The organism is Variovorax sp. UC122_21 (assembly GCF_044056785.1).
Lineage (GTDB): Bacteria > Pseudomonadota > Gammaproteobacteria > Burkholderiales > Burkholderiaceae_C > Variovorax.
In genome coordinates this window covers 6,342,262-6,355,235 of record NZ_CP172004.1, presented here as the reverse complement: position 1 = coordinate 6,355,235, position 12,974 = coordinate 6,342,262, and the positions used below count along the sequence as shown (strand labels likewise).

Below are 12,974 nucleotides of genomic sequence, written 5' to 3'. Positions count from 1 at the left end.
GACACCAGGGTTTTTACCCTTTCGGCGTCTTCCCGAAGCCAAAAGTCTGCGTTATGGTCTGGCCGGTAATTCCCCTCTCTGGAGGTTCGTCCGATGGTCAAGCGTGCGGGTGTCGATGTCGTGGCTGCTGCGGTTCGCGGGCAGGCATTGCCGTCGCCCGGTCTCAAGGAAGCACCGGTGCTCGAGCTCATGTGCTCGCACTTCGTGCTCACGCTCGCCGCCAAGCAGGGGCCGCGCTTCAACGTGCGGCGCGACATCAACGGATTGCTCTCGCTCACCGGCCGCCACCTGGTGTGGCCGGCCGCGGTGCTGCAGCGGCTGCGCGAATTCCTCGGCCGCCGCTGCGCGGGCAACGAGGCCTGGAAGGGCGTCGAGAACCTCGACGGCCGCACGCTGCTCGAGCGCCACGGCGTCTGGCGCGGCCCGTACGAGGAAGGCACGCTGTTCTTCTACCTCGACGAGTACGCGAAGGACCAGCCCAAGGACCTGCTGTCGGTGCTGGCCGTCACGCGCGACTGGCTCACGCATGCGCTGCGCAAGCAGTCCACGCTGGTCGAGAAGAACATCGATGCGCTCGCGGGCCTGCTGCAGCTCAACAAGGCCGAGCGCGCGCTGCTGCTGTACGGCACGCTCGCGCGCTACCAGCGCGACCTGCGCTCGCTGCTGGTCGAGTTCAAGGTCAACAACGCGCCCGAGGCCTATGCCGCGATCGCCGACATCGCGGGCGTGAACGCGAGCGAGGTCGGCGAGGCGCTGCGTGCCGGTTCGCGGCTCGAGCGCATCGGGCTGGTCGAGAACCTGATCTCCGAACACAACATCACCGACCTCGCCGACCTGATGAAGGTCAGCGAGAAGCTGCCGCCGGTGCTGATGCGCGAGTACCGCGACCACAACGAGCTGATGGCCGTGTTCACGCGGCCCTCGGCCAAGAGCGCGCTGCTGCCCAACGACTTCTCCTTCGTCGACGAGGAGGTGCGCGTGCTCGTCACGCTGCTGCGCGCGGCGGTCGCGCGCAAGGAGCTCGGCGTGAACGTGCTGCTCTACGGCCCGCCCGGCACCGGCAAGACCGAACTGGCCAAGGTGGTGGCGCAGGCCGCGGGGCTCGAGCTGTTCGAGGTCGAGTACGCGGACCGCGACGGCAATTCGCTGTCGGGCCGCGACCGCTACCGCTCGCTGCAGATCGCGCAGGTCTTCCTCAAGGGCAGCGCGCAGGCCGCGCTGCTGTTCGACGAGGTCGAGGACGTGTTCCCGCCGATCAGCACCGAGGCCGCGCAGTACATGGCGCGCGCCGAACAGATTCCCGCGCCGGCCAACGGCAGCGTCAGCGGCAAGGCCTGGGTCAACCAGATCCTCGAGGCCAACCCGGTGCCCACGCTGTGGGTCACCAACCGCATCGAGCAGATCGATCCCGCGTTCCGGCGCCGCTTCGCCTACCACCTCGAGCTCAAGTCGCCGCCGCCGGGCGCGCGCGAGCAACTCGTGAAGAAGACGCTCGAGGGCGTGACGGTGTCCGAGGCCTTCACCGCCAAGCTGGCCGGGCGCAAGGGCCTGACGCCCGCGCAGATCCGCACCGCGGTGCGCTTCGCGGGCCTGGCCCAGACCGACGACGCCTCGGTCGAGGCGCTGATCGAACGCCAGCTGCGCAATGCCGACCTCGCGCTGGGCACCACCGACACCGGCCGCGGCGAGCGCCGCACCGTGACCACCTACGACCTCGACATGCTCAATGTCGAGACCCGTTTCGAGATCCCGCGCGTCGTCGAGGCGCTGAAGGCGCGCGGCCACGGCACGCTGTGCTTCTACGGCGCGCCCGGCACCGGCAAGACCGCGCTCGCCGAGCACATCGCCAAGGCCATCGCGCGGCCGCTGATCGTGCGCCAGGCCAGCGACCTCATGAGCAAGTACGTCGGCGAGACCGAGCAGAACATGGCCGCCATGTTCCGCGAGGCCGAGAGCGAGAAGGCCGTGCTGCTGCTCGACGAGGCCGACAGCTTCCTGCAGGACCGCCGCGGTGCCCAGCGCACCTACGAGGTCACCGAGGTCAACGAGATGCTGCAGGGCATGGAGCGCTTCAACGGCATCTTCGTGTGCACCACCAACCTGCTCGACCGGCTCGACCAGGCTGCGCTGCGGCGCTTCACCTTCAAGATCAAGTTCATGCCGCTGACCGCGGCGCAGCGCGAGCGCATGTTCGTGACCGAGGCGCTCGCGGGCGATGCGTCGCTGCTCACGGGCGAGGTCCGCGCGCGGCTGACGCAGCTTTCGCAGCTGTGCCCCGGCGATTTCGCGGCGGTGAAACGGCAGACCGATATCCTGGCGACCGAGTTCTCGGCGGCCGAATTCCTCGACCAGCTCGAGGCCGAGCACCGCATCAAGCCCGAAGTGCGCGAATCGCGCGGCATGGGTTTCGTGCAGTAGCGGCCCCGCGCGGCCGGAGCGCAGCAAGAACAAGGGCGGAAGGGAAGCCGCCGACAGGCCGGGAGCCACGTGCTTTCCGGGTTCCAGACGTCCGCCCGCGTCCGCGGGCCCGCATGAGGGAGATTTCGATGAGCTTTCGCAACCCAGGCCGTGCGCGGCCACACGCCGGGGCTTCGAGCCGCTGGGCCCTGGCCGGTGCGCTGGCCCTCGCGGGGCTGCTCGCCGGCTGCGGCGGTGGGGGCGGCGGCGGAGGCGGGGGCCTGCCGTTCCTGCCGGGGACGGGGACCGGGACCGGAACCGGAACGCCCGGCACGGGCGACGACGACGCGATCGTCGCCTCCTCGAGCGTGGCCGGCCAGTGCGCCGCGCCGCGCCCCGGCATCAATCCGGCCACCGGCCTCGGCTACCCCGACCGCGCCGGCTCGCTGGCGATCGAGAAGCGCTGGGTGCGCGCCTGGATCGACGAAACCTACCTCTGGTACAACGAGGTGCCGACCACGCTGAAGGCGGCCGACTACGCGACGCCGGTGGCCTACTTCAACGTGCTGAAGACCCCGCTCACCACGGCCTCGGGCCGCGCCAAGGACCGCTTCCACTACGTCTACGACACCGAGGTCTACCGCCAGCTCTCCGAGGCCGGTGTCTCGGCCGGCTACGGCATCGAGTTCGCGTTCGTGCGCAACTCGCGCCCGCGCGACCTGCGCGTGGCCTTCACCGAACCGAACTCGCCGGCGGCCAACGCCGGCATCGCACGCGGCGCCAAGATCCTCGAGGTCGACGGCATCAGCGTGGTCAACAGCACCAACACCACCGCCATCAACAACGCGCTGTCGCCCGCCGCGCTCGGCGAGTCGCACAGCTTCAGGCTCGAGGAGGCCGGCGGCGCCACGCGCACCGTCACGCTGGCCGCGGCCCAGATCACGCGCACGCCGGTGCAGAACGTGAAGACCGTCGACACGCCGAGCGGCCGCGTCGGCTACCTGCTGTTCAACGACCACATCGCCACCGCCGAGGCGCAGCTGATCGCGGCCATGAACAAGTTCAAGGCCGACGGCGTGCAGGACCTCGTGCTCGACATGCGCTACAACGGCGGCGGCCGGCTGCAGATCGCGAGCCAGCTCGCCTACATGGTGGCCACGCCGGCCGCGACCTCCGGCACCACCTTCGAGCGGCTGGCCTTCAACAACAAGAACCCCTTCGGACTGCAGAGCCCGTTGCCTTTCCAGAGCACCTCGCGCTCCGGCCTGCCGCTGCCGCAGCTCGGCCTGTCGCAGGTCACGGTGCTCACCAGCCCCGACACCTGCTCGGCCAGCGAGTCGGTCATCAACGGCCTGCGCGGCGTGGACGTCCGTGTCAACCTCGTGGGCGGCACCACCTGCGGCAAGCCCTACGGCTTCTATCCGCAGGACAACTGCGGCACCACCTACTTCGCGATCCAGTTCCAGGGCGTGAACAACAAGGGCGCCGGCGACTACGGCGACGGCTTCGCGCCCAACTGCACGGTGGCCGACGACTTCACGCATGCGCTGGGCGATACCAGCGAGGCGCGCTTCTCGGCCGCGCTCGCGCTGCGCAGCACCGGCAGCTGCCCGGTGCCGGTCGCGGCCGCGGCGCGCGCCGCGCCGGAACTCGAGAAGGCGGACGCGGCGCAGGACACGGGTCCGATGCTGCTGCTGCGCTCGCCGCTGCGCGAGAACCGCCTGATCGAGACCGACTGATCCACCGGCCGGCGCCCTTCTCGCCGAACCGACGAACGGGCCCGACGGGCCCGTTTTCACGTGTCCGACCGCGCCGGCCGCGCCCCATCCTCCTCGCGGAAAACCCCTAGGCCCCGGCCCTTGCCTGTGCCGTGCCCTCGCGCCCAGAATTCAGCAAACGTTTGCGCAAACGTTTTCGTTCGAGCGTCCGTTCGACGGCTTCCCCTCAAGACAACCACTATTCCAAGGAGAGAGAGATGCAGATGCCCAGAAGACGATGGATCGTGTCGGCCCTGTCGGTCGCGGTGCTCACCGCCTGCGGCGGCGGTGGCGGCAACGGCTTCGCGTTCGTGCCGACCGGCAGCGCGCCGCCGCCCCCACCGCCTCCGCCGCCGCCGCCGCCGCCCCCTCCGCCGGCGCGCAAGATCATCATCGACAGCGACTACAACACCATGAGCGACGACGGCCAGCTCGGCGCCATGGCCGCGCAGCTGCAGGCCGAGGGCAAGGTCGACGTGCTGGGCATCAGCGTGGTGTCGGGCAACAAGTGGCTGCGCCAGGGCGTGGCCGAGGCGCTGAAGTCGGTCGAGCGGCTCGGCGTGGGCGATCGCATCGGCATCTACGTGGGCGAGAACTACGCGCTGAACCACACCAAGGCCGACATCGACGCCGAGATGAAGGCCGGTGCCGGCGGCGACGGCTACCTGGGCGCCTGGAGCTCGCCCGAGCCCAAGAGCGACGCCGAGCTGGTGCCGATCCCCGACGGCTTCGCCACCCACACCAAGGTGCAGGCCAAGGGCGCGGTCGACTTCCTGATCGATGCCATCAAGGCGAATCCGAAGGAGGTCAGCATCCTCGCGATCGGCCCGCTCACGAACATCGCGCTGGCCGCCAAGCGCGCGCCCGAGATCGTGCCGCTGATCAAGGAGATCATCTACATGGGCGGCGCGGTCCACGTGGCTGGCAACACGACCAAGACGGCCGAGTTCAACTGGTGGTTCGACCCCGACGCGGCGCAGTACGTGGTGCGGCTGCCGATCCCGCAGGTGGTGCTGCCGCTGGACGTGACCGACACGGTGCTGATGACCAAGGCCATCTACGACAAGATCGCGCACCCGGCCACGCCCACCCCGGTCACCGAGGTCTTCCGCAAGGAATGGTTCGCGGACTCGTTCGAGACCAAGCCCGGCTACACCTCGAACATCTGGGACACGCTGACCATCGCCTACCTGCTCGACCCCGAGCTACGCGACCGAGGTCAGCGAGGAGTACGTCGACGTGATCGCCAAGCCCGGCGATCCCGAGAACGGCCGCTCGGTCGGCTATGCCACGCCGCCCGCGGGCGTGGCGCTGCAGAAGATGAAGGTGGTGAAGAAGTTCGACAACGCGCGCTTCTACGATCTCTACGTCGACCTGCTCACGCGGCCGGTGCCGGTGAAGCTGCCGGTCGCGAACTGAGGCCGGCTAGAACGCCGAGCACACCCGCAGCACCTCGCTGCCGTAGGCCTCGAGCTTCTTGGTGCCGATGCCGCTGATGCCCTTCAGGTCCTCGAGCGTGGCCGGTGCCCGCTCGGCGATCGCGGCCAGCGTGGCGTCGTGGAAGATCACGTAGGCCGGCAGGTTGTGCTCGCGCGCCACCTCGGCGCGCCAGGCCTTGAGCGCGTCGAAGCGCGACTGGCCCTGCGCGTCGAGCGTGGCCGCGGCCGGCGAGGGCGCGCCGCGCGCGGTCTTCTCGCGCCGCGCCTTGCCGCCGCGCGCCGTCGGCGAGGAGATCGATTCGCGCAGCGACACCGTGGTCTCGCCGCGCAGCACCGCGCGCGAGCCCTCGGTGAGCTTGAGCGTGTTGTAGGCCTCGGCGTCGACCGCCACCGCGCCGATCGCGATCAGCTGGCGCAGCACGCCGCGCAGCTGCACCTCGCTGAACTCCGCGCCGAGCCCGAAGGTGCTGATGCGCTCGTGGCCGAACTGCTTGACCTTCTCGGTCTCCTTGCCGCGCAGGATGTCCATCACGTGGCCGGCGCCGAAGCTGATGCCGCTTTGCTGCTGCACGCGGTAGACGGTGGACAGCAGCTTGCGCGCCGCGTCGGTGCCGTCCCAGACCTGCGGCGGCGCGATGCAGTTGTCGCAGTTGCCGCAGGGCGTGCTCTGCTCGCCGAAGTAGCCCAGCAGGCGCACGCGCCGGCAGTCGCTGGCCTCGGCCAGCGAGAGCAGCGCGTCGAGCTTGCCGCGCATCACCTGCTTGAATTCCTCGCCGGCCGGGCTCTCGTCGATCATGCGGCGCTGGTTCACCACGTCCTGCAGGCCGTAGGCCATCCAGGCCTGGGCCGGCTCGCCGTCGCGGCCCGCGCGGCCGGTCTCCTGGTAGTAGCCCTCGATGTTCTTGGGCATGTCGAGGTGGGCCACGAAGCGCACGTCGGGCTTGTCGATGCCCATGCCGAAGGCGATGGTGGCGCACATCACGATGCCTTCCTCGCGCAGGAAGCGGTCCTGGTGCAGCTGGCGCACCGAGGCGTCGAGCCCCGCGTGGTAGGGCAGGGCGTTGATGCCCGCGTCGCGCAGCGCCACCGCCACGTCTTCGACGCGCTTGCGCGACTGGCAATAGACCACGCCTGCATCGCCCTCGTGCTCGCGCTCGATGAAGCGCAGCAGCTGCGTGGTGGCTTCCTTCTTCTCGACGATGGTGTAGCGGATGTTCGGCCGGTCGAAGCTCGAGACGAACTGCTGCGCCTGCTCGAGCTGCAGCCGCTCGACGATGTCGGCGCGCGTGAGCGCGTCGGCGGTGGCGGTCAGCGCGATGCGCGGCACGCCCGGGTAGCGCTCGTGCAGCACGGTCAGCGCGCGGTACTCGGGACGGAAGTCGTGGCCCCACTGGCTCACGCAATGCGCCTCGTCGATCGCGAACATCGACAGCTTGCCGCGCGCGGCCAGCGCGTCCATCAGCTCGAGGAAGCGCGGCGTGGTCACGCGCTCGGGGGCGGCGTACAACAGCGTGACCTCGGCGCGCGCCATGCGGCGCTCGACGTCCTGCGTCTGCTGCCAGTCGAGCGTGGAATCGAGGAAGGCCGCGTCCACGCCGGCCTCGTGCAGCGCGCCGACCTGGTCGTGCATCAGCGCGATCAGCGGCGACACCACCACCGCGATGCCGTGCCCCGGCGCGCTGGCGCGCGATCGCGGGGATCTGGTAGCACAGCGACTTGCCGCCGCCGGTGGGCATCAGCACCAGGGCGTCGCCGCCGCCGGTCACGTGGTCGACGATCGGGGCCTGCGGACCGCGAAAGGCGGCGTAGCCGAAGACCTCGTGCAGGATCTGCGCGGGGTCGGCGGAAGGTGAATTGGACAAGGCGGCGGGCTGGGTGGCGACGGAAGGGGTCGATTGTCGCCGCAGCGCAGCAGGCGCGCCGCCGCGGTCGCGAGGCCGGGCGCGACCGCCCGTCGGCCAGGGCGGCCGGCCCGGCTGGCACGCCGTTTGCAAGCGATCGGCATTCGCCTGAAATGCCTGTATAGACAGCATTCTGGTGCATGCGTCGAACGGTCCGCACCAATACAAGGTGCGCTCCACGCCGGCTTGCACCGTTCCCGCCGCGGCTTTTTCGGGTTATCCTGTATATACAGGGGTGTTCAGGCGAATGACACTGCGGCCGCGCACCACGGAAAGCTCCGACGGGCGCTGCCAGCCGATTCAATTGACGCTTCACACGAACAGGAGGGCCTCGATGGCCAAGACAGTCGCAAAGATCGCCACGCTGCTGGCAGCCGGTGCATGCATCGCGGGCGCGGCCGGGGGCGCCGCCGCCCAGACCAAGATCACGCTCGGCATGTCGGGCTGGACCGGCTTCGCGCCGCTGTCGCTGGCCGACAAGGCCGGCATCTTCAAGAAGAACGGGCTCGACGTGGAGCTCAAGATGATCCCGCAGAAGGACCGCCACCTGGCGCTGGCCTCGGGCGCGATCCAGTGCGCCGCCACCACCGTCGAGACGCACGTGGCCTGGAACGCCAACGGCGTGCCGATCGTGCAGATCTTCCAGATGGACAAGTCCTACGGCGCCGACGGCATCGCGGTGCGCAACGACGTCAAGGGCTTCTCCGACCTCAAGGGCAAGACCGTCGGCGTGAGCGCGCCCGGCACCGCGCCGTACTTCGGCCTGGCCTGGATGCTGTCGAAGAACGGCATGAGCATCAAGGACGTGAAGACCGTCTCGCTCGAGCCCCAGCCGGCCGCGCAGGCCTTCGTCGCGGGCCAGAACGATGCCGCCATGACCTACGAGCCCTACCTGTCGACCGTGCGCGCCAACCCGCAGGCCGGCAAGATCCTCGCGACCACGCTCGACTACCCGATGGTGATGGACACCGTGGGCTGCGCGCCGACCTGGCTCAAGGCCAACGCCAAGGCCGCGCAGGCGCTGACCGACTCGTACTTCGAGGCGCTCGAGATGATCAAGTCCGACCCGGCCAAGTCCAACGAGCTGATGGGCAGCGCGGTCAAGCAGAGCGGCGAGCAGTTCGCCAAGTCCTCCGCCTACCTGCGCTGGCAGGACAAGGCCGCGAACCAGAAGTTCTTCAGCGGCGAACTGACCCAGTTCATGAAGGAGTCGGTGCCGATCCTGCTGGAGGCCGGCGTGATCCGCAAGGCGCCCGAGGACCTGGCCGTGACCTTCGACGCGAGCTTCATCAAGTAAGCCACCCCAGCCACAACGACGAAGCGCCACGTATCGCCCGCCATGGAAGCGACGACCGCCATCCCCTCCGCGCCAGCCGCTTCCGCGGCGGCCTCCGTTCCCCCCGCCGCCGTGCCCTCCGCCGCCGTGCCCTCCGCGCGGCGCCGGCGCGCGATGGCGCCGCTCGAACCCGTGAGCCCGCGCGCGCGGTGGATGCTGGGCGTCGGCTTCTTCGTGCTGTTCTTCGCCGTCTGGGCCTTCTTCACGCTGGGCGGCTTCGTCTCGCCGACCTTCCTGGCCAGCCCGGTCACGATGGTGCGCGAAGGCTGGCTGCTGTTCACCGAGTACAACTTCATCCAGGACATCGGGATGACGGTGTGGCGCGTGGTCGGCGGCTTCGTGCTGGCCTCGGTCATCGCCGTGCCGCTGGGCATCGCGATGGGCGCCTACAAGCCGATCGAGGCCTTCCTCGAGCCCTTCGTCTCGTTCTGCCGCTACCTGCCGGCCTCGGCCTTCATTCCGCTCTTGATCCTCTGGGCCGGCATCGGCGAGAGCCAGAAGCTGCTGGTGATCTTCATCGGCTCGGTGTTCCAGGTGATCCTGATGGTGGCCGTGACCGTGGGCAGCGCGCGCAAGGACCTGGTGGAGGCCGCCTACACGCTGGGCGCCAGCAGCCGCGGCATCGTGCGCCGCGTGCTGATCCCGGGCGCCGCGCCCGGCATCGCCGAGACCCTGCGCCTGGTGCTGGGCTGGGCCTGGACCTACGTCATCGTGGCCGAGCTCATCGGTTCCTCCTCGGGCATCGGCCACATGATCACCGACAGCCAGGCGCTGCTGAACACCGGCCAGATCATCTTCGGGATCATCGTCATCGGCGTGATCGGCCTGGTGTCCGACTTCGCCTTCAAGGCGGTCAACCGCCGCCTCTTCGCCTGGAGCACGCTGTGAGCACCCTCGTCAAGCCCGCCCAGTTGTCGATCCGCGGCGTCTCGCGCACCTTCACCGGCACGCGCGGCCAGCGCACGCAGGCGCTGCTGCCGGTCGACTTCGAGGTGCGCGAGAACGATTTCGTCACCATCCTCGGCCCCTCGGGCTGCGGCAAGTCCACCCTGCTGCGCATCGTCGCGGGGCTCGACTTCCCGACCACCGGCGAGGTGCTGCTCGACGGCCAGCCGATCGAGGGTCCGGGCGCCGACCGCGGCGTGGTGTTCCAGAGCTACACCCTGTTCCCCTGGCTCACGATCGCGCAGAACATCCGCTTCGGCCTGCGCGAGCGCGGCATGAGCGAGGCCGAGCAGAAGGAGCGCAGCGAGTTCTTCATCGCCAAGGTCGGCCTGCGCGGCTTCGAGCACCACTATCCCAAGCAGCTCTCGGGCGGCATGCAGCAGCGCACCGCGATCGCGCGCGCGCTGGCCAACGATCCCAAGATGCTGCTGCTCGACGAGCCCTTCGGCGCGCTCGACAACCAGACCCGCGTGCTCATGCAGGAGCTGCTGCTGGGCATCTGGGAATCGGCGCAGAAGACGGTGCTGTTCGTCACGCACGACATCGACGAGGCCATCTTCATGGCCAACCGCGTGGCCGTGTTCAGCGCCCGGCCCGGCCGCATCAAGACCGAGATCGCGGTCGACTTCCCGCATCCGCGCCACTACACGATCAAGACCTCGCCCGAGTTCATGGAGATCAAGGCCCGGCTGACCGAGGAGATCCGCGCCGAATCGATGGCGTCGGCGGAGCATTGAGACCGATGAAGCGCGACCTGCCGTCCTCCGCACCGAACCCCGCCGGCGCCCCTGTGGCCGCGCCGTCGCTCGCGCTCTACGCGCAGGTCAAGGACCACATCTCGCGCAAGATCCAGGACGGCACCTGGCCGCCCGGCCACCGGCTGCCGTCCGAGCACGAGCTGGTGGCGCAGTTCGCCATCTCGCGCATGACCGCCAACCGCGCGCTGCGCGAGCTCTCGGAGCAGGGCCGCATCGTGCGCGTGGCCGGCGTGGGCAGCTTCGTGGCCGAGAACAAGCCGCAGTCCACGCTGCTGCAGATCGCCAACATCGCGAGCGAGATCCGCCAGCGCGGCCACGACTACCGCTGCGAGTTCATCGCGCTCGAGCGCATCGCCGCCTCGCCCGACATCGCCGTGTGGCTCGACCTGCGGCCCGGCGAGTCGGTGTTCCACACCGTCTGCCTGCACCTGGAGAACGGCACGCCGGTGCAGATCGAGGACCGCTACGTCAATCCGCGCGCCGTGCCCGAATTCCTCGACCAGGACTTCTCGGTCGTCTCGCCCGGCGAGTACCTGGTGCGCAACGTGCCCTTCGACCAGATCGAGCACGTGGTCGACGCGGTGCTGCCCACCGCCGAGCAGGCCGAGCGCCTGGACATGCCGCCGGCCGACCCCTGCCTGCTGCTGACCCGCCGCACCTGGACCCGCGACCTGCCCGTGACGCTGGTGCGCTGCCTGCACCCGGCCTCGCGCTACCGGCTCGGCAGCCGCTTCCGCGTCGACGGCAACCAGGCCTTCGGCTGAACCCACGCACGCCAACCCGGCCTTCGATTTTTTTCGCACCTACTTGTATATACAGGATCGCACCATGAAGCTTGCTCCCAACGCCGCCACCGAACCGCTCGTGCTCTCGCCCGGCGAGGTCGACCTGCCCGCGCTGCGCCGCATCCATGCGGGCGGCGCGCGGCTCGAGCTCGTCGACGCCGCGCGCGCCGGCCTGCTGGCCGCCCAGGCCACCGTGCGCCGCATCGTCGAGGCCGGCGAGGTGGTCTACGGCATCAACACCGGCTTCGGCAAGCTCGCGCAGACCATCATTCCGCCCGAGCGCCTGGCCGAGCTGCAGCGCAACCTCGTGCTCTCGCACAGCGTGGGCACCGGCGCGCCGCTGCCCGACGGCGTGGTGCGGCTGGTGCTCGCCACCAAGGCCGTGAGCCTGGCGCGCGGCCATTCGGGCGTGCGGCCCGAGATCGTCGACGCGCTGCTCGCGCTGTTCAACGCGGGCCTCCTGCCGCGCATCCCGAGCAAGGGCTCGGTCGGCGCCTCGGGCGACCTCGCGCCGCTGGCCCACATGGCCTGCGTGCTGATCGGCGAGGGCGAGGTCGGCACGCCCGAGGGCGAGACCATCGGCGGCACCGAGGCCATGCGCCGCATCGGCCTCGCGCCCTTCGTGCTCGGCCCCAAGGAAGGCCTGGCGCTGCTCAACGGCACGCAGGTGTCGACCGCGCTCGCGCTGGCGGGCCTGTTCGGCGCCGAGGACGTGTTCGCGGCCGGCCTGATGGCGGGCGCGCTCTCGCTCGAGGCGATCCAGGGCTCGATCAAGCCCTTCGACGAACGCATCCACGCCGCGCGCGGCCAGCCGGGCCAGATCGCGGTGGCGGGCGCGGTGCGCGCGCTGCTCGAGGGCAGCGACATCGTGCCTTCGCACGCCGACTGCGGTCGCGTGCAGGACCCGTACTCGATCCGCTGCGTGCCCCAGGTCATGGGCGCCTGCCTCGACAACCTAGCGCATGCGGCGCGGGTGCTGCGCATCGAGGCCAACGCGGCCTCGGACAACCCACTGGTCTTCAGCGACACCGGCGACGTGATCTCGGGCGGCAACTTCCACGCCGAGCCCGTGGCCTTCGCGGCCGACATCATCGCGCTGGCGGTGAGCGAGATCGGCGCCATCTCCGAGCGCCGGCTCGCGCTGCTGCTCGACTCGGGCCTCTCGGGCCTGCCGCCCTTCCTGGTGCGCGACGGCGGCGTCAACTCCGGTTTCATGATCGCGCAGGTCACGGCCGCGGCGCTGGCCTCCGAGAACAAGTCGCTGGCCCATCCGGCCAGCGTCGACAGCCTGCCGACCTCGGCCAACCAGGAAGACCACGTCTCGATGGCCACCTTCGCGGGCCGCCGCCTGGCCGAGATGGTCGACAACACTGCGGTGGTGGTCGGCATCGAGGCCATGGGCGCCTGCCAGGGCATCGAGCTCAAGCGCAATGCCGACAGCCCGCGCAGCTCCGCGCTGGTCGAGGCCGAGTTCGCCGCCATCCGCGAGCGCGTGGCCTTCATCGAGCAGGACCGCTTCATGGCGCCCGACGTGGAAGCCATGCGCCTGTGGGCCCGCCGCGGCGACTGGGCCGCGCCGCTGGCCGCCGTGCTGCCGAGCCGCGCCTGAACCTTCCCCCGATTCTTCGTCCGACCTTCCTTGCCAACGAAAGGACT

General features: G+C 70.0%; 7 protein-coding genes and 2 pseudogenes. 8 read left to right on the top strand and 1 reads right to left on the bottom strand.

Translation table 11 applies throughout. The annotated features are described in order from the left end of the window. Positions 1-93 precede the first annotated feature (93 nt). From ACHMXE_RS42635 to ACHMXE_RS42625, 3 genes and pseudogenes are all read left to right on the top strand, one after another. Complete coding sequence (locus ACHMXE_RS42635; RefSeq protein WP_203203644.1) at positions 94-2,418, top strand: ATP-binding protein; 2,325 nt, start codon at positions 94-96, stop codon at positions 2,416-2,418. Between the two features lie 128 nt (positions 2,419-2,546). After that, positions 2,547-4,136: a S41 family peptidase gene (locus tag ACHMXE_RS42630; protein WP_395349441.1), complete on the top strand. Its 1,590-nt coding sequence runs from the start codon at positions 2,547-2,549 to the stop codon at positions 4,134-4,136. 242 nt (positions 4,137-4,378) lie between these two features. After that, a pseudogene (locus ACHMXE_RS42625) lies at positions 4,379-5,573 on the top strand (nucleoside hydrolase). Positions 5,574-5,579: 6 nt separating this feature from the next. On the opposite strand, the pseudogene recQ reads toward ACHMXE_RS42625, so the two are convergent. Next, positions 5,580-7,455: pseudogene (gene recQ / locus ACHMXE_RS42620) on the bottom strand (DNA helicase RecQ). A 373-nt stretch (positions 7,456-7,828) separates the two neighbouring features. On the opposite strand from recQ, the gene ACHMXE_RS42615 reads away from it, so the two are divergent. The 5 genes from ACHMXE_RS42615 to hutH all read left to right on the top strand — a co-directional run bounded on the left by ACHMXE_RS42615 (position 7,829) and on the right by hutH (position 12,927). Then, positions 7,829-8,791, top strand: coding sequence for an ABC transporter substrate-binding protein (locus tag ACHMXE_RS42615; protein WP_209540369.1), 963 nt, complete (start codon positions 7,829-7,831; stop codon positions 8,789-8,791). Positions 8,792-8,833: 42 nt separating this feature from the next. Continuing rightward, a complete protein-coding gene (locus ACHMXE_RS42610; protein ID WP_203203648.1) occupies positions 8,834-9,718 on the top strand; it encodes an ABC transporter permease in 885 nt (294 codons plus the stop codon). After that, positions 9,715-10,512, top strand: a complete 798-nt coding sequence (locus ACHMXE_RS42605) for an ABC transporter ATP-binding protein (protein ID WP_209540371.1) — start codon at positions 9,715-9,717, stop codon at positions 10,510-10,512. The genes ACHMXE_RS42610 and ACHMXE_RS42605 overlap by 4 nt, the downstream gene beginning before the upstream one ends. 5 nt (positions 10,513-10,517) lie before the next feature. Continuing rightward, the gene (gene hutC / locus ACHMXE_RS42600) at positions 10,518-11,297 is read left to right on the top strand and encodes a histidine utilization repressor (protein ID WP_395349440.1); all 780 of its coding nucleotides are present in this window, start codon (positions 10,518-10,520) and stop codon (positions 11,295-11,297) included. A 64-nt stretch (positions 11,298-11,361) separates the two neighbouring features. Continuing rightward, on the top strand, positions 11,362-12,927 hold the full coding sequence (gene hutH / locus ACHMXE_RS42595) for a histidine ammonia-lyase (protein ID WP_395349439.1): 1,566 nt from the start codon (positions 11,362-11,364) through the stop codon (positions 12,925-12,927). Positions 12,928-12,974 lie beyond the last annotated feature (47 nt).